This is a genomic window from Hydrogenimonas thermophila (assembly GCF_900115615.1).
Lineage (GTDB): Bacteria > Campylobacterota > Campylobacteria > Campylobacterales > Hydrogenimonadaceae > Hydrogenimonas > Hydrogenimonas thermophila.
The window spans coordinates 44,465-62,107 of sequence record NZ_FOXB01000010.1 but is presented as its reverse complement, the minus strand read 5'-3'; the positions used below and the strand labels follow the sequence as shown (position 1 = coordinate 62,107).

At 35.2% G+C, this 17,643-nt stretch carries 22 protein-coding genes and 1 tRNA gene; 8 read left to right on the top strand and 15 right to left on the bottom strand.

Annotated features, from left to right (window positions below):
- On the bottom strand, positions 1-209 hold a 209-nt coding region (locus tag BM227_RS05060), incomplete at its 3' end, for a transposase family protein (protein ID WP_143089692.1).
- Between the two features lie 226 nt (positions 210-435).
- Here BM227_RS05060 and rpmI point away from each other — a divergent pair.
- The 6 genes from rpmI to BM227_RS12725 all read left to right on the top strand — a co-directional run bounded on the left by rpmI (position 436) and on the right by BM227_RS12725 (position 3,731).
- A complete protein-coding gene (gene rpmI / locus BM227_RS05055; protein WP_092911802.1) occupies positions 436-633 on the top strand; it encodes a 50S ribosomal protein L35 in 198 nt (65 codons plus the stop codon).
- A 129-nt stretch (positions 634-762) separates the two neighbouring features.
- Positions 763-1,119, top strand: coding sequence for a 50S ribosomal protein L20 (gene rplT, locus BM227_RS05050; RefSeq protein ID WP_092911800.1), 357 nt, complete (start codon positions 763-765; stop codon positions 1,117-1,119).
- A 241-nt stretch (positions 1,120-1,360) separates the two neighbouring features.
- The gene (locus BM227_RS05045) at positions 1,361-1,624 is read left to right on the top strand and encodes a ComEA family DNA-binding protein (RefSeq protein WP_092911798.1); all 264 of its coding nucleotides are present in this window, start codon (positions 1,361-1,363) and stop codon (positions 1,622-1,624) included.
- A gap of 140 nt (positions 1,625-1,764) precedes the next feature.
- Positions 1,765-2,820, top strand: coding sequence for an NAD-dependent epimerase (locus tag BM227_RS05040; RefSeq protein ID WP_092911797.1), 1,056 nt, complete (start codon positions 1,765-1,767; stop codon positions 2,818-2,820).
- A gap of 392 nt (positions 2,821-3,212) precedes the next feature.
- Entirely contained in the window at positions 3,213-3,503 is a 291-nt protein-coding gene (locus BM227_RS05035) for a nucleotidyltransferase family protein (protein WP_092911795.1), read from the top strand.
- Positions 3,504-3,560: 57 nt separating this feature from the next.
- Positions 3,561-3,731 carry a hypothetical protein gene (locus BM227_RS12725; protein WP_177201996.1) on the top strand — a complete coding sequence of 57 codons (171 nt, stop codon included), beginning with the start codon at positions 3,561-3,563 and terminating at the stop codon, positions 3,729-3,731.
- A 110-nt stretch (positions 3,732-3,841) separates the two neighbouring features.
- Here the strand turns inward: BM227_RS12725 and BM227_RS05030 are convergent.
- The 8 genes from BM227_RS05030 to BM227_RS04990 all read right to left on the bottom strand — a co-directional run bounded on the left by BM227_RS05030 (position 3,842) and on the right by BM227_RS04990 (position 9,244).
- Positions 3,842-3,916 (bottom strand) — tRNA-Asn (locus BM227_RS05030).
- 263 nt (positions 3,917-4,179) lie between these two features.
- On the bottom strand, positions 4,180-5,604 hold the full coding sequence (locus BM227_RS05025; RefSeq protein ID WP_092911794.1) for a glutamate synthase subunit beta: 1,425 nt from the start codon (positions 5,602-5,604) through the stop codon (positions 4,180-4,182).
- On the bottom strand, positions 5,601-5,942 hold the full coding sequence (locus BM227_RS05020) for a hydrogenase maturation nickel metallochaperone HypA/HybF (protein WP_092911792.1): 342 nt from the start codon (positions 5,940-5,942) through the stop codon (positions 5,601-5,603). Before BM227_RS05020 ends, BM227_RS05025 begins: the two co-directional genes overlap by 4 nt.
- Complete coding sequence (locus BM227_RS05015; protein WP_092911791.1) at positions 5,935-6,459, bottom strand: 4Fe-4S dicluster domain-containing protein; 525 nt, start codon at positions 6,457-6,459, stop codon at positions 5,935-5,937. The genes BM227_RS05020 and BM227_RS05015 overlap by 8 nt, the downstream gene beginning before the upstream one ends.
- A gap of 16 nt (positions 6,460-6,475) precedes the next feature.
- Positions 6,476-7,558, bottom strand: coding sequence for a hydrogenase large subunit (locus BM227_RS05010; RefSeq protein ID WP_092911789.1), 1,083 nt, complete (start codon positions 7,556-7,558; stop codon positions 6,476-6,478).
- Complete coding sequence (locus BM227_RS05005) at positions 7,555-8,055, bottom strand: NADH-quinone oxidoreductase subunit C (protein WP_092911788.1); 501 nt, start codon at positions 8,053-8,055, stop codon at positions 7,555-7,557. Before BM227_RS05005 ends, BM227_RS05010 begins: the two co-directional genes overlap by 4 nt.
- Positions 8,052-8,933, bottom strand: coding sequence for an NADH-quinone oxidoreductase subunit B family protein (locus BM227_RS12905; RefSeq protein ID WP_218147912.1), 882 nt, complete (start codon positions 8,931-8,933; stop codon positions 8,052-8,054). Before BM227_RS12905 ends, BM227_RS05005 begins: the two co-directional genes overlap by 4 nt.
- Before the next feature lie 11 nt (positions 8,934-8,944).
- Positions 8,945-9,244: a hypothetical protein gene (locus BM227_RS04990; RefSeq protein ID WP_092911786.1), complete on the bottom strand. Its 300-nt coding sequence runs from the start codon at positions 9,242-9,244 to the stop codon at positions 8,945-8,947.
- A 212-nt stretch (positions 9,245-9,456) separates the two neighbouring features.
- Between BM227_RS04990 and BM227_RS04985 the strand changes: the two genes are divergently transcribed.
- Both BM227_RS04985 and BM227_RS04980 read left to right on the top strand, forming a co-directional pair.
- Entirely contained in the window at positions 9,457-10,038 is a 582-nt protein-coding gene (locus BM227_RS04985; protein WP_177201995.1) for a TetR/AcrR family transcriptional regulator, read from the top strand.
- 76 nt (positions 10,039-10,114) lie between these two features.
- Positions 10,115-10,426, top strand: a complete 312-nt coding sequence (locus BM227_RS04980) for a hypothetical protein (RefSeq protein ID WP_143089691.1) — start codon at positions 10,115-10,117, stop codon at positions 10,424-10,426.
- 39 nt (positions 10,427-10,465) lie between these two features.
- Here the strand turns inward: BM227_RS04980 and BM227_RS04975 are convergent, their stop codons facing one another.
- The 6 genes from BM227_RS04975 to BM227_RS04950 form a co-directional block, all read right to left on the bottom strand.
- A complete protein-coding gene (locus BM227_RS04975; RefSeq protein ID WP_092911809.1) occupies positions 10,466-11,215 on the bottom strand; it encodes a carbonic anhydrase in 750 nt (249 codons plus the stop codon).
- A 68-nt stretch (positions 11,216-11,283) separates the two neighbouring features.
- Positions 11,284-12,513, bottom strand: coding sequence for an NrfD/PsrC family molybdoenzyme membrane anchor subunit (gene nrfD, locus BM227_RS04970; RefSeq protein ID WP_092911780.1), 1,230 nt, complete (start codon positions 12,511-12,513; stop codon positions 11,284-11,286).
- A gap of 9 nt (positions 12,514-12,522) precedes the next feature.
- On the bottom strand, positions 12,523-13,086 hold the full coding sequence (locus BM227_RS04965; RefSeq protein ID WP_092911778.1) for a 4Fe-4S dicluster domain-containing protein: 564 nt from the start codon (positions 13,084-13,086) through the stop codon (positions 12,523-12,525).
- A gap of 3 nt (positions 13,087-13,089) precedes the next feature.
- Positions 13,090-15,501, bottom strand: coding sequence for a molybdopterin-containing oxidoreductase family protein (locus tag BM227_RS04960; RefSeq protein WP_092911776.1), 2,412 nt, complete (start codon positions 15,499-15,501; stop codon positions 13,090-13,092).
- Positions 15,502-15,714: 213 nt separating this feature from the next.
- Complete coding sequence (nrfD, locus tag BM227_RS04955; RefSeq protein ID WP_092911774.1) at positions 15,715-16,983, bottom strand: NrfD/PsrC family molybdoenzyme membrane anchor subunit; 1,269 nt, start codon at positions 16,981-16,983, stop codon at positions 15,715-15,717.
- Positions 16,968-17,642 (bottom strand): 4Fe-4S dicluster domain-containing protein, encoded by a 675-nt coding sequence (locus tag BM227_RS04950; RefSeq protein WP_177201994.1) that lies wholly within the window; start codon positions 17,640-17,642, stop codon positions 16,968-16,970. Before BM227_RS04950 ends, nrfD (BM227_RS04955) begins: the two co-directional genes overlap by 16 nt.
- Position 17,643: the final 1 nt, after the last annotated feature.

The window sequence follows — 17,643 nt, the reverse complement described above, 5'->3', positions numbered from 1 at the left end:
TCAAAAATATCTTTAAGTATCGGGTTTTCTTTATTATAAACCATCCACCCAAATATCTCTTTGAATTTTGTATTACCCTTTAGTAATGCAAATATTACCATAAATAGCACTTCTGCTAATGGATACTGTATCTTTCCTATATCTACTCTATAATCTGGTATTGTCTTTAACGATTCAAGCAATGCTTTTGCTTTTGTATATTGTTTCATTGTTGACCCCACATTTTTTTGAGTCAACTCAAGCAAAAATCTTTCCAAAATCTTTTTTTAATAAATATTTAAAATTTCATCGGATTTGGCTGATAATTTTGTATCGACATATCTATTTTTAATTTGAATTGAGCATATTTTTTGGTATAATTACGCCCCATTTTGCACACAGAAAATTTTCATATGACAATTTTTTGTTGTGTTTATCTTATAAAGGAGGAAGTTCATGCCTAAAATGAAGACGGTACGCGGCGCTGCAAAGCGTTTTAAAGTCAAAAAGAGTGGCAGCATCAAGCGTGGATCTGCATTCAGAAGCCACATTTTGACTAAAATGAGTCAAAAGCGCAAACGTAAACTTCGCTCAGCACAGTATGTTGCTGATGTTGATGTAGCTCGTGTAAAAACGATGCTTGGTCAAAAATAAAAAACGGTAAAAGATTAAGAGTTCCCCGAAAAGTGCATATAATGCACAAGAACGGGCAAGTTCGGTCAAATTATGAACCGACACCTTGACATCAAATAAGATGGAAACAGGTAAAGAAAGGAAAGAAACATGCCAAGAGTAAAAACTGGAGTCGTACGACGACGACGACATAAAAAAATATTGAAGCTTGCAAAAGGCTTCTATAGTGGACGAAGAAAACATTTCAGAAAAGCAAAAGAACAGGTTGAAAGAAGCCTTGTTTATGCTTATCGTGACAGAAAACAGAAAAAAAGAGAATTCAGAAAACTTTGGATTATCCGTATCAATGCAGCGTGCCGTCTGAATGATATGAACTACTCTACATTTATGCATGGGCTTAAAAAAGCTGGTATTGAGCTAGATAGAAAGATTCTTGCAGATATGGCTATGAACAACCCTGCAGCATTTTCTAAAGTTGTTGAGCAGTCTAAAGCAGCTTTAGCGTAAAACAACTATTATCTTCTATAGCCCTTCCTTATGGGAGGGTAAAATCTTCTTAAAAATACTCCATTTAAATAATTTTCTTTTAAAATTTATAAATTAAGAATAGTTCATAAAACTATAGTGTAGAATGTATTGAAACTAAAAGATGTTAAATTATAATTTCCATTTGCTATATATAATAATGTATAACAAATAATATAATTAGCTATATCTTTTATGTTTTAATACTAAAAAAGGGTTACCTATGAGTACACTTGTATCAAAAGTTTTAGTTGGTTCTGCTATGGCAGTTGTATCTTTATTTGCATCTATAGATATAAATAATGCTTCAGCAGATGAGTTAATGACACTTAATGGCATAGGTAAAGGAAAAGCAGAAGCTATTGTGGCATATCGCAAAAATCACTGTTTTAAAAATGCCAATGATTTAAGCAGTGTAAAAGGCATAGGTTCCAAGATAGTAGAAAAAAACCGTAAAGAGATTACAGTAGGAGAATGTAAAAAATAATTCTATTTTTACATATTCCAATCGCCTTTATTTGCATAAAAAGATAAGGGCGGTCTTACTATTCTAATTTCATTCCAACTCTAGCAATCTTTCGTTATAATTTTCCAAATCATTTTAAATTAATAGATAATAGGATAACAATGAAAATATTAGTTACTGGAACAGCAGGTTTCATAGGGTATCATCTAATAAAACGACTACTTGAACGTGGTGATGAAGTTGTTGGTCTTGACAATATAAATGACTATTATGACTTACGAGTTAAATATGGAAGACTTGAAGAGACAGGTATAGAGAATGCTGAAAACATAGATTATGGAAAGCTAATTCAAAGTAAAAAGTATGACAACTACAAATTCATAAAACTAAATCTTGAAGACAGAGAAGCCATAACCAAACTTTTTGAAAAAGAGAAGTTTGATAAAGTATGCAACCTTGCAGCACAAGCAGGTGTACGTTATAGTTTAACAAATCCTTATGCATACATTGACAGTAACATTGTGGGCTTTGTAAATCTTCTTGAAGCTTGCAGACATAATGATGTTAAACACTTGGCATATGCAAGCAGCTCAAGCGTTTATGGTTTAAATGAGACAATGCCTTTTTCTGTACACGACAATGTAGACCACCCCATAAGCTTATATGCGGCAAGCAAAAAATCAAATGAGTTAATGGCTCATACTTACAGTCATCTTTACAATCTGCCAACAACAGGTTTACGATTTTTTACAGTTTATGGACCATGGGGTCGCCCAGATATGGCACTTTTCCTATTTACAAAAGCTATTTTGGAAGGCAAACCTATTGATGTATTTAACTATGGTGAAATGAAGCGTGACTTTACATATATTGATGATATTGTAGAAGGTGTTATAAGAGTTATAGACAATCCTCCAAAAGGAGATCCCAACTGGAGCGGTAAACAACCAGACCCAGGCAGTAGTAAAGCACCTTATAAAATTTACAATATAGGAAACAATAACCCAGTAAAACTAATGGACTTTATAGAAGCTATAGAAAATGCTATTGGCAAAAAAGCAGAAAAGAATATGCTACCAATTCAACCTGGCGATGTTCCTGCAACATATGCAGATGTTACTGATCTAATAGAAGATTTAGGTTATAAACCAGCAACGCCAATAGAAGAGGGAATCAACAACTTTGTAAAATGGTATAGAGAGTTTTATAATGTTTGAAACTCATTAAAAACTTTAAAGTTGGAAGTAACACCAAGTTTCTTCCAACCTTTTAACAGCAAACTAACAGTTAAATGAGCAAAAAGATTCTGGTACTGAATTTTTTAAGAATTTGCAATATTTAACTTCAGGAGAAAAATTGAGAAATGGTTCTGAATACTAGATTATAACCAGTAACCAAGTTAGTTAACAGATGATTGTAATAATAAAAGACATACTTTCTTAAACTTGCTAAAACTATTCAAAAGCACCTTGATTTAGGAATTTGTTTTATAATACACTATTAGTATTTTGCAAAATTTTTAATATGTAGTATCTAATAAGTATCTAAAATTAATGGCTATGTGGTTTATGATATTATCTCTATAAACTAAGAAAAAAAGGGGTTTGATATGAGTAAAGATGAAATTATAGCTTATTTAAAAGCACATAAAGATGATTTTATGAAAAAATATCAAATCTCTAAATTAGTACTTTTTGGATCTTATTCAAGAGATGAAAACAGGGATGATAGTGATATTGACATTGCAATAGAGACCCCTGTGAGTGATTATTTTTTACTTTATGATTTTAAAGAGGAGTTAGAGAACTCATTTCATACCAAAGTTGATATAGTACGTTTAAGAGATAAAATGAATTTGGCCTTCAAAAGACGTATAGAGAAAGATGGTATCTATGTATGATAAAACTCTTGTAATTGAGATATTAGATCAAATTATAGATGCAATAGAGATAGTTGAATGGGCGGAGCGTTTGATACTATTTCAGACAGACAGATTGTGGAGGTTCAGAACAAACTAAACAACAGACCAAGGAAAGTGTTGGGTTACAAAACTCCGACAGAAGTTTTCTTTGCTACAATTACGCAGACTTGTTCTGCAGTTGATCCTGTTGTTGCAGTTGATAGTTGAATGGGCGATTGCAATTGGAGAGTTTAATGGGCGTTTATACCAACAAGAAGTTCTGAGTAAACAATCAAGATAATCCAAAGAGTAAATGCAATTTTATGGGGAATGAAGAATGGCTCCGGATGCTGGATTCGAACCAGCGACCAAGTGGTTAACAGCCACCTACTCTACCGCTGAGCTAATCCGGAATCTTTGAGGTTTGTGATTCATAAATCACGCCGAAATTATATTCTAAAACTTCTGTTTTGTCAAGGGTTTTTGAGAATTTTTTCTATTTTTTTTCTAAAATAAAAATATCGTATATTAACACTACTTTCTATAGCCCTTCTTATAAAAAAATTAAGCAAATAGAATTTGAAATGGTGTAATAGTTTTAATTTTTGAGGATTAAGAGAAAGTGAACATTACATCTCCTGTTTCGATCTAAAACGAAACAGGAGTGTTGTAGGTTTTATAGAGATATACCAAAATCTTTTAAAATGGTAAGTGCTGCTTTTTTACCATCTGCTGCAGCTGTAACAGCTAAATCGGCACCTCTTACAGCATCACCACCGGCAAAAATTCGTGGGTTAGAAGTTCGTTTATTTTCATCAACTAAAACTTCACCCCATTTACCTGTCTTGATCTGTGCATCTTCATACCAAGGGAAGATAACATTGTCAAATCCAAGAGCTAGAATAATTACATCACAAGGAATCTCAAATTCACTTCCTTCGACAACATTAAGTCTACGTCTACCACTTTCATCAGGTTCACCAAGCTCTGTTCTTTGGCAGATTATGCCCTTAACGTGGTGTCCTTCATCAACTACAACCTCTTTTGGAGCAGTATAGAACTCAAACTGAACACCCTCTTCTTTAGCGTTAATAACCTCTTTTTTACTTCCAGGCATATTCGCTTCATCACGTCGATAGAGACATTTTACAGATTTTGCTTTTGTACGTATGGCAGTTCGTACAGCATCCATTGCTGAGTCACCACCTCCAATAACAACAACATCTTTACCTTCAAGAATAAACTCATAGAAATCTTCAAATACTCTTTTTTGAGCATGCTTAAGAATATCCATAACGTGATATACACCATGTGCATCCTCATTCTTCATACGAGCACTTCGTCCGCTTGGTGCACCAAGAGCAACGAAAATAGCATCATACTCATTGAGCATCTCTTTCATCTGAGCAGAGCTTTTAATCTCTGTGTTTAGATATAGATTTAGTCCAGCTTCCTGCATCCACTCGAATCGACGTAAAATTACATCTTTACAAATTTTAAAGTTAGGAATACCATATGTTAAAAGTCCACCAGGACGGTCAGACTTTTCAAACATATCTACCTCAACACCGCCTCTTAAAAGAAATGTAGCACAGCTAAATCCGGCAGGACCACTACCTATAACAGCAACTTTATGTCCAGTTTTTGGTTTATCTTCACCATAGTATGGTCTAAGACCTCTTTTAAATGCCTCTTCATTCAAATAGACTTCAATAGCACCAATTGTCACACTTCCATGTTCTGTTCTGGAAATTGTACAGCCACCTTGGCAAAGAATATCATGAGGGCAGACAAGTCCCAAGATTTCAGGAAATGGAGAGACTTCATTACTTGCTTTAAATGCCCCTTCAATATCACCCTCTTTTACTTTTTCAACCCAAATAGGAATTTTATTTTCAAGAGGACATCCTGTACGACAAAAACTAAACTCACTCTTTAAATCACGTAATATATCTATTGGGCATTTGATACAGCGTGCAGACTGTAAACTTGCTTCTGATTCACTGAACATCTCATATGTAGGGTGAAAGTCTACAATTCTCTCGTTAGGATCTCTCTTTTTCGGAGTCTCTCTTTTTACCTTCAGATAATGCTTCTTCATCCATCTTCCTTTAACACGATATAGTCTATATGCATCTCCTGTCCGGTGAGTACCTTTGTATCACCGCTTTCACATAGGGGACAGTAAAAGTTGAAATTGTCAACTTTTGAAACCTCTTTGCACTTTTGACATTCAATCGTAATATCGATAAGCTCCATCTCCATAACAGCATCATGACAGACGGTATCTTCTTTAAACACTTCAAAACTCTCTTTTAAAAAGTGTGGTTCGATACCGCTCATTTTGCCTATTTTGACGGCAACTTTTTCAACTGCTTTTCCCTTTGAGTGTTTCTCACACAGATCGAGCATCGACTGAACGATTGAATACTCATGCATTTGCGTGCCGCCCCTCCAACTCTCTTCCATACTCAATAGCTTTGTAAAGATCGTAATCGATCAGTGAAATTGCATCTGTAGGACATACATTGACACAAGCTTGCTTGCCATCTTCTCCGCCACATAAATCACATGTCAATGCAACCATTTTGCTTACAGGAGCATCATCTTTCTCATTTGGTGCCATTACAACTGCTCCATACGGGCAAACCATTTCACAACTTTGGCATCCTATGCAGTCATCTTCATAATACTTCACATAGTTGTCTTCATACTTGATAATGTCAATTGGGCAGGCATTTACACAAGGTGCATCCATACACTGCATACACTGCATTGGAGCAGTCAATTCTCCACTTTTTATTACTCTGTTGCGTGAAATAAGCTTTACACCACTCTGTCCTAACTCATACGCTTTTTCAAGTGTAATACCCATATGGCTTGCTGCACAAGCCAATTCACAGTTAAGACAGCCGATGCATTTTTGTGCGTCTGCATATATAAATTTATGACTCATCGTTTAAACTCCTAACTTACCGCTCTGTACATGAGATACAAGGATCTATACTATTTAAAATCAGTGTTACATCGCTTACTTTATCACCAAGAATCATAACTTTAAGCGCTTCCCAGTTTGTATAGGTAGGCACTTTCCATCGCATTCTTACAGGTTTTTGTGTTCCATCTGTTTTTAGGTAGTAGATAAGCTCACCACGAGGTGCTTCTACTCTTACTGTTGCTTCACCTGCTGGAATATGAGGTCGTTTTTCAAGAACTACTGGTCCTTCAGGAAGATCATTTACTACATCTTTAATCAGGCGTACTGCTTCGGCAATATCACCCAAACGACACATTGCTCTTGCATGTACATCACCAGCATCTCTAAGTGTAACTTTTGGTTTCAACTCTCCATATAGTGCATATGGTGCTTTGACACGTACATCGTTATTAATGCCACTACCTCTTGCTACCGGACCTGTTACACCCAACCTTTGTGCATCTACCTTTGGAAGAACACCGATTCCTACAGTTCTATTGACAACTGTTTCATCATTTTCATACTGCTCTGTCAGTGACTCAAGTTTAGGCTCAAATGTTTCAAGTGTTTTAAGAATCAGATCAATCTTCTCATCATCTAAATCATACTTTACACCGGTAAGAGTATTTGCACTCATATCCATTCGGTTACCCCAAATGATCTCTTTAAGATCTTGCATCAATTCACGAGCTTCCATTGTCTCTTTCATTAAATCATGGTGATGAACCAGATGAGACATCATTGCAAGGTTAAAAAGATTTGATGCAGATCTTTTCACCTCATCAGCTACTACTCTCAATGCTTCTGCTCGTTGTGGAACTTTTACCCCTGCAATCTTCTCTACTGCCAACGCATAAGCGAAAGGGTGGTTGTTAGAACAAAGAGAACAGACCCTCTCTGTTAAAATAAGATTTTGCATAAAGTTTTTCTGTGTAACCAATGCCTCCATTCCTCGATGAATGAAACCATTGACCAAATCAATACTTGTTACAACTTTATTGTCGTTAGCTTGAAGCTTAAAATAAACCGACTCTTCCAACTCAGGATGGAATGGACCAATTGTTACCTTTTCGCTCATGCTTTATTCTCCTTCTCAACTCTCTCCCATAAAATATCGCTCTCACTTACACCGAGCATCATCTTTGAAAGAGGAATATATCGATTTAACACACCCTTCATAATGCTTTCATCAAGAAATAGTCTCTCATTATGTGGATGACCAATTGGTTCAATGCCATACATTTCACGAAACTCACGCTCAGCCCAGTCAGCACTTGGAAGCAAAGGAGTAATAGAGTCTATAATGCTATCAGTTGTATGTGCTTCCATATTTATAATAATTCCATCAACATCTAAATGATAGATAATAACGTGACCATCATCAGTTTTGTATGCTGTGGCTGTAACACAACGACCACCTAAATTAGCAACTACCCGAGCAACATTTATGACATCTCTTTTATCATCAAGTTTAAGCCATAATAGTTTGTTTCCATAACTGTCACTATCTTCTTTAAGCTCATATGCATATTGCAAACTTGCCTGAAGTGGTTGTATAATCTCTTCTATTTTCATTTATAAAACCTTTCAAACGCTGTTTTCTTTCTACATTCCGGACAACTTGTTGCCAAGATTTCTGGTATCTCTTTATCTGGATATGATTTAGCTATTAATGCATTAGTTGCTGGTATAAAGTTTTTACCGCAATCTTCACACTCATGAAATGGTATAAGTGCTATATTTGTGTCAGTATATTTCTCTTCTTGTAGTTGAACGGTATGAAAATCATTGGTTGGGAAAATAGCTCCGGTAGGACAGAAGTATGAACAGTTACCACAAAAACAGCAGGTATTGTGCCAAATTGTGTGTCTGTACCCTTCCAATGTTTTGGTAATTTTAATAGCCCCTGAAGGACATACAGTTTCACAGGTACGGCAAGCTGTACACTTCTGCTCATCTAATGCCATTCGTCCTCTATAACTTTTAGGTGCTTCAAAATCATTAAAAATTGTCTCTAGTTTGGTAGGAGTTTTTTCTCCTCTTACTTTAGCCTGCAATATCTCAACACCTTGAGCAAGTGCTTCTGCAATAGCTTGTGGACGAGGAGGACAACCAGCCACATTAACATCAACATCTATATATTTGTCTAATGGTCCATAAATAGCATATGAGTCTCTAAAAATACCTGTAGTTACCGAACAAGTACCAACACCTACTACGACATACGGAGATTTCACTTTAGAGACTGCCTCTTCAAAGTAAGCTTTACTGCGAGCAGTCATTGGTCCAGTTACAAGTAAAACATTTGCATCTTCTATACTCTCTACCAACTCTATGCCAAGCTCTTCAACATGAAACTTTGGTACAAATGCAGTTGCTACAAACTCAACATCACATCCGTTACAGCTTCCTGTATTTATTCTAAATAGTTTGGGTTTGATTGCCTGATCCATCCCTGTATCCTTTATTCATCACAATATTGAATATTAAGTTCTGCCATCAATTCATTGAAAAATAGTAACCCATAACGATGCATATCGTCATGATAAAATTCAACACAAATCAATCCACACTCTTCACTATGTTCTTCGGTATATAGTTCTACCTCTTCTGGCGGATAGTTATGTGCTTTCATAAGTTTTTCTACAACATCAAATATTTTCTCTTTCATACTCTTGCAGCAATACTCTATCTCCATTACATTGTTGCCGCAATCCATATTACAGTAGGCTCTAATGCATGTTCTTTTCTCCTGTACTACCATAATTTCGCCTTTAACTTAAGTTTATGAAGCAGCTAAGCTTTTAAAGAAAAAATTATAACGGTGATATCTGGACGATGTCTTTAAAAAAAATGAGGGAGCATTCATAAAACTGATAATGAATATTCATTCGGTAAATAAAAGAAAAATCAACCTTTAAACTGATACAATCTTATTGACGAATAAAAAATATCTATTTTCATCTGGAGACATATTTGAATAAAAGGCAAAAACGCGCAAAAATCATTGCTTCATCTCTGCAGCTTTTCTCAAAACATGGTTTTTATAAAACAACAATGCGTGATATAGCCAGCAATCTAGGTATTAGTGAAGGCTCTCTCTATACTCACTTTCCATCTAAAATGAGTCTTGCAACAGCTGCCATATCACATGTTACTGGAAAATTGGCTATTGATCTAAGATATATCAATAGTAAACCTATATCTGCGACAAAAAAGATATATGAATTTGTAAAAAGTTATTTCTCATTTATTCAAAAAAATCCTGAAATGGTTGAATACTTTTTTCAAGTATACCTATCTAATAGAGAGATCTTCTGCAATGAAGAAGATTGCGGTTTTTCGCTTGCAAAAGAGTTTATTGAAGAGTTAGAGATATTAATAGATGATGGTGTAAAAAATAATGAATTCACACAAGAAAATTTTTTTATTGCATTCTCTTCTATTATGGGAATTCTTGGAAGTATAACTTTCCTTCACAGTGAACATGTATTGGAAAAAGAGTTAGAAAGTTACTGTGAAGAGATTGCAAAAGCTATCTGCCGTACTTTAAACTGAAAAAACTTCTTCTGCAATGGAACAAAATTTGCTTTAAGCTGTTATGGTTTTAAACATAATTGCAGGAGTAAAAGCTATGCAAGTAAATTCATATGCAACAATGTATCAATACCAGACAAAAAATATGAATAGTTCTGAAGCAGATACAAGAAAACAGGGTGGACTGAGTGATATTATGCAAAACTTATCTCAAGAACAGCGTATTGGGCTCAGAGAACAGATGAATCTTCTTGATCAGAGTGACAAAAAAAACGTAATAGAAGAGATGAGTCAAATAGATAGTACTACTATGAGCCAAGATGAATACTATAAAATGCTCATTGATATAGTTAACAGACAAGTCCCACCAACTGCTACTATACAATCACTCTTTTATATGTATGCTTAATGCACTCCGTTTAAAAAAACTGGAGTGCTTTTTACAGAACTATTTCAAAATAACTCTGGCATTTATCGGTTGAACAGGACGATTGTTGCTGTAAGGAACTAACTCTTTAAATCGTTTGATCTGTTTTTTAGAAACAGTCAAAGGTTTTTTCATAACAATCCATCGTACACCTTCTGTACAAGGTGGAGTAGTTAAAGAACCATTATATCTATAATATTCTTTATTTGCAGGATACAATTTCATAATCTCTTTAGGCTTAAATACTAAAGAGCTATCTAAATTTTCAACAGCTGGTGCTTTGCTAAAAATTTTCTCTAATAATGGATTGCTTTTCCCATACTCAAAAAACACTGCAATTACAGCAATCTGACCATCATCTGAAACATGTACAAAATGAGCTTCTAAAGGAAATGATCGACCATTCACCATAGTTTCACTTGGTGAATGAAAGTGAAACTGCTTTAATTTGAATTTATTACCGTCAACAACAATGAAGTTTCCTGGATCAACTGCTACTTTTATGCCATGAGCTTTTGAAACATGAGTCGTTTTGGCATAATAACTAAAAATCAACTGCTCAAGATCAACATCATATGCATCTTGTGTACGAATATCTACAGGAGATTGATTTTTTCCTATTTTACACATCTCATACTTAGGAGAAAGTTCTCCCCAGTATTCTGGTGCACTCTTACCACTATACCCCCAATGTACATCTTCATGTACTCCAGCATTTGCAATAGTTGCCGATAATACCATACCTGCTACTAATGATAATAATTTTTTCATCACATTATTCTCCTACCTACAAGCTTGATCATCGGCGACTATTTTATCTTTTATCTGCTTAATTGCCATTAATTTTTGCTATCTATACCACGATAATTTTCAAAATATTCATCATGCTCTTTAGGGTCTAAAAAGAAAAAATTCTCTCCAATATAGTAAAGAGTTAACATAATGCCCAATGCTCCCAATGCTATTGCCCACTCTGTAAAAGTTGGTGAATACTCTACCCAAGATGGTGGAAGTTGATACTCTCGAATCTTAAGTGTCTGCATAGGATAAAGAAGAGTATCGTGTACCAAGTCGTAACGCATAAAAAAGATTCCTACCATTCCACCAATTGAAGCATAAATAATTTTCTTAATAGCTTTTGCTTTACTGAAAAGAATAATGAAAAATGGTATTAACATTCCAAGAAGTAGCTCCCCAATCAAGAAACCTGGAGATGTCAAAATGTGTATAGCTGTATCTGCTCTTTCAGGTACACCACCGTAAATTGCAGTCATAAATCTCCAAAACTCAAAAAACATTAAAATAGCTATAAGCAATCCAAGAAGACGTGCTAAATGTACCAAAAACTTCTCCATCTGCTCATCAAACTGCATTTTATACTTATATCCATACATTAAAAAAAGCAAATAACAGCCTGTAATCATTGCAGACAAAATGAAGTATACTGGGTAAAATACACCATTTGCTAACGGTCGTCCAACAAGAAAACCAAAAACTGCACCAAGGTTTGAGTGTGCTGCAATTCCGATTAGAAGACCTCCTAGTCCAAACATTGTTGACCATTTGTGATCATCTCTTGAAAGAAAAATAAACTCCATGACAATAAGACCTAGATAGATGGAGTAGAGTACACCCATACCCCAGATTGCAGATGTCAAGCCCGGAGAGATAGTGTTATAGATCATCATACGAACAGGATGCCCAATCTCAAGACCTATGACAGCAAATCCTGAAAGAATGGTAATGATCGCTCCAAAGATTGCTCTCTTTCCAATAAATTCAAAACTTTTAAACTTAAAAACATGTCCTAACGCTGAAATAATACATAGTCCAGTTGAAGATACAACAAAAAAGATGTACATAGCGATCAACAGACCCCAAGGATGCTCTCTAGTAACTCCATAAGCATGATGTCCATGAATAAAGTAGCTTATAACACCAATGCCAAACAAAGACAAAAGCAGAATTGTCAAACCAGCCATAAAAATGTTGAATGGTGTCTTTTCAAAACTAAACAGAGCTTTTAGCGTTATCTCTTTATGCGGTAATATTTTACTTATACTTAACATTTTAACTCCTTATACCAAATAAAACAGTTTTGGTTTTGTACCAATATGATCTTTTAAGACAAAATGCTCACGAGTTCTTAAAAGTTCACTAATCTCACTGTTTGGATCATCCAAATCACCAAAAACACGCACTTTAGTAGGACAGGTAGCTTGACAAGCTGTTGTAACTTCTCCTCTTGACAATCGTGTATCTGAACAGAAGTTACACTTATCTACTGTCATTGTTCTATCATCTACATATCTTGCATCATAAGGACAAGCAACCATACAGTAACTACATAAAATGCATTTGTCACTGTCAACTCTGACAACTCCATTTTCATCATAATATGTTGCTTGTGTTGGACAAACTTCCTGACAAGGAGCATTTTCACAATGTTGACACTGGCTAGGTACAAATGTACTGGAAGCTATGCTTAAATTTGGCCATTCACCCTCTATCTCTTTTACACCTACCCAGATGCGATGTTTGTCAGCACCAAGAAGTACACCATTCTCTTCCTTACAAGCAACTTCACAAGCTTTACAATTGATACAGTTTTTATAATCCAAGGCCATTCCGTATCGTGCCATCTTTTAAACCTTTCTTATCTCTACATTTGTTTCATGCATTGCAGCACCGCCATAAACAGGCTCTAAAATATCTTCTATAATTGCATTATCATTTCCACCGCTTCTGTAAGCCCAAGTAAGTGCTTCAGACTCTTCACCAAACCCATGTATAAAAAATACTTGATCAGGGGCAATCTTTTCTGTTGGATATGCTTTTATACGTATACTTCCTGCATTGCTGGTTACTTCAACTAAATCACCAAACTTAATGCCCTTCTGTTTTGCAACACGCTTGTTGATCCATATGTAGTTTTCATGTATAAGGTCATGTAACATTGCATTATTTGCCGTCCCACTTTGAGTAAATTGTGCATGACGACCAGTTAATAGTCTAAATTTGCCTTCAGGTACTTTATATTCATACTCATCATGCCAAGTAGGCATAGGATCTACACCTTTTCTTGAAAGAGTTTTAAGATTGCATTCAACCTTTCCTGAATTGGTTTTAGGCTTACCTCCTGTTACACTATAGTAACGTGCATTTTCAGGATAGTATTGATACTCATTAAGTGAAACTCTTTTAAAGTATTTTTCTCTTTCAGGATAGTAAACACCATACTTTTTTAATGCTTCAGCTGCACCAGGATAGCCTGAAACTGCATGCTCATTTAACTCTTCTTGACTATGTTTAAAAGGTATTGTCAAATCAAATTCAGCATATACCTCTTCTTCACCTCTATCGGCTATGTCATCTTGTACATCTTCATCATACTTTTTAGTAATCTCAAAAAGAGGTTTCGATATCTTTTCAGTTAATCCTCTTAAAATCTCTATAACCGGTTTTGTCTCAAACATTGGCTCAATTACTTTGTTTCGTACTGCTATTGAAGGCTCTACGCCTCCAAATGTTTTAACTGGATCTGTACGCTCTAAGTAGGTACATTCAGGAAGAAGTACATCTGCAAACATTGCTGTATCGCTTGGCATAGTGTCAATAACAACTGTCAAATCCAAATCTTTCATAAACTTTTCTGTCTTTGCTCGATTTGGCATATTCATAATAGGATTGTGCTTATAGACAAACATTCCTCTAACTGGGTATGGATTGCGTCCTTCCAATACACGATTTCTAAATGCAAGCCATGAACCTCCTCCTGATACTACTGCACAATCAGCATACCCATGGCCACCACCTTTTTTTCTATCAACATTTACACCTTGCGCCTGAGCATACATTGGAGCGATTACTTCATGCCCTTTAAGAGGTAGTTTTTTTCCAAAAACCAATCCTCCTTGATTATCTATTCCTCCACTTAATGCCTGAAATATAGCCATTGCCCGTCTGAGTTGAAAGTCATTTTTTGAAAATGTACTGCGACGACCTGGGTAATATACTGCTTTTGGAGCATGTTTCATAAAATCACGAGCGATTGTGTAAATATCATCTTTTTTTATACCTGTGATTGTTTCTGCCCATTCAGGAGTATAAGCATTATTAAGAATATGGTTTTTATACTCTTCAAAACCATTAAAATATTTTTTCACATACTCTTTGTCATAAAGCTCTTCTGTCAACACTACATAAGTAAGTGCTAATACAAAAGCTAAATCTGTACCCGGTTTTATAGCCAACCATTTATCTGCTTTTGCTGCTGTATTTGTAAAACGAGGATCTATACATATAAGTTTTGCTCCACGACCTTTTGTACGCTTGAAAAAATCCATTGTATCAGGTGTTACTATTGCCTCTGCACGATTCGCTCCTGCCATAATAATGTACTCTGCATTATCCAAATCTGCTTGAGGATAAGCTCCGAGCGTAACTCCATAGCCCGATACAACTGTTCTTAAACAAAGTGAAGCGTGATTTAACCAGTTGGCTGAACCAAAGCCTGTATAAAATGTTTTAAAAGTGTGTTCTGCCATCCCTTCACCGGCACAAAAGACAAAAGTGGAACGGTTATCTTTCTCCTCTTCTAATATCTGTTTCAATCCTTTAAACTTATCTGTACCATTTAAGATAGCATCATATGCTTCATCCCAAGTAACACGTTTAAACTTTCCCTCTCCCTTCTTGCCTACTCGTATCATAGGATACTTAAGACGATCTGGATCATAAAGAGCTTGAATTCCAGCATTACCTCTTGGACAAAGCATATTTTTTGATTTAGGAAAACTAGGATTTGGATCAAGCTTTGTAACTACACCATTTTCAACTCGTGCTATAGCAGCACATTTGTTTACACACATTTCACATAAAGTAGGAACTAATTTAGCATTACCTGAACCAGTCTTAGTAGTAATAGACTCTGGTATTTTATGAGAACTCTCCATCCCTGATGAAAAAAGATTTTCAGAACTGATCCCTACTCCTCCAACTACGCTTAAAGCTACACTACCTTGAAGAAACCTTCTTCTCGATATTTCAACCTGCATAAGCAACCACTCCTCTCAAAACAGATTGCGATCTAAACACATCATTATGACCGCTTATGAAAATGATAAGTTAATATTTATATTTTCCTACTTAAATGAGATAAATGGCTATTCAGTATATAGATTTTTTTTAGTTATAATAAAAATAGAAGCAGCTTATAATAAATATATTTGTAGAACATCAACAAATAATTTGATGTTCTACAACCTTTTTTAGTGAGAAGAGATGCGAGAAACAGAGAAGAGAGAATCGAATATTTTATATGCAGCTAATACAACGCCTATTGAGCCTATAACAACAAGTACTTCCCCAAAATGAGGAAAATAGAAAATAAAATCTTTCATCTGCTCATACTCACCATATTTTTCAAATCCTGTACCAAATCTATCGCTCATCGGATACGCATTACCGCCATAAACAAAAATATAACGACCTATATAGGTACCAATAATCATTGATACAGCTCCTAATGAAGTTAACACAATACTTTTATGCCCTTTAAACTCCATCATAAAAGGCAATGCTACTGCTAAAGAGAGATAGAGATAAAAGTAGTACTTAAAGTCACCAAAAAGTATGATACCTCCCCAATTTTTGTCGATAAACAAAAAAGCTGTTGCTTCATAAGCTGCTAACAATCCAATTACATAAAGTGATGTTTTTCTAAGTAGATTCAATAACTCACCAAACTCATCTTTTAGCTTGTCACGATAGACAAAGATTGAGTAGATGATCATAATTGCAACTGCAGCAACAAATGCTGAAACAATAAAGTATAGTGTCAATGCAGGGTATGTTGTCCAAAGGTGTCGTGCTGTATTCATATCAAAAAGTTTTGCTTGAATGTAGTACTCAACAATGTCTACAACAATACTCATTATGATAACCGGATAAGCTATCCTTTTTGCCCATTCATGATTTTTTGTAATTAAAAGATATATCTCAAAAAGAACAAATGGAATATAAAAAAGATAAAGAGGAAGCATTAGCCACATACCTGCAGTTACATTTGGAGATAAGAACATCCAATGCATATGTAAAATATTTAGGTCAACTGCAATAGTAAAGAGACCTCCAAATACCATTGCTAACCCAAACATCATAAAACCAGCCGCTGTCTTTTTAATAATCTCAACATTAAAAATCTCAGCCAATGCCACTAAAAAGATTATTCCACTACCACTGTAAATCATATACATATAATTGACAATATACAAAGACCAAGGAGCATCACGCTTTACTTCACCCCCATCACCAAATACTGCCTCTTTCATTGCTATTGCAACATCTCTGCTTCCAGGATTTAGTGCAGCATCATGTGCATTTGCTGTGAGCATAAAGTATCTCTCATCAAATACTTCATAAATACCATATATTCCCAATGCTAATAGAATATAGGCAATTAGCATTGTCCTATTGAAAAATAGATCTTTGAATGAGACTCTATTGATTTCAAGACCTGCTATTACATACTTTTCCATTGTGGACTCCTTTTTGCTTTAGCTTTTTCAATAATAGGCTTAAACTCATCCCACGTATATATCTTTGTATTGTGTCCAATTGATCTCATTGCAAAATTTTCGTCTTGTTCTGGTACAAGATAGAAAAGCTTAGGAACTGTCCCCTCATCCTCTTTAAGAACAAAAAACTTACGACTCTTTAGAAGTTGTACCAATTCACCATTTTCATCATCCAAATCTCCAAAAAGTCTTACTTTGGTAGGACAGGTAGCTTGACAAGCTGTTGTAGTTTCACCATTTAAAATGCGGGTATCGTAACAGAATGTACACTTGTCAACAGCAACCTTTTTGTCATCAACAAAACGAGCATCATATGGGCAAGCCTCCATACAACCTTTACAAAGAATACACTTCTCTTTGTCAACCATTACTAAACCGCCTACTGCAAAATGACTTGCATTTGTTGGGCAAACATCTACACAAGGGGCATCTAAACAGTGGTTACACTGTGAAGGGTAGAAGTTTACAAAAGGTCTGCCAAATATTGTCTCTTCTGTCTGTCCAACCCATATACGCTGTTTATCTGCACCAAGTTGAACACCATTTTCCTCTTTACATGCTGTCTCACATGCTTTACAGTTGATACAACTTTGATAATCCAATGCCATTGCAAAATTCATG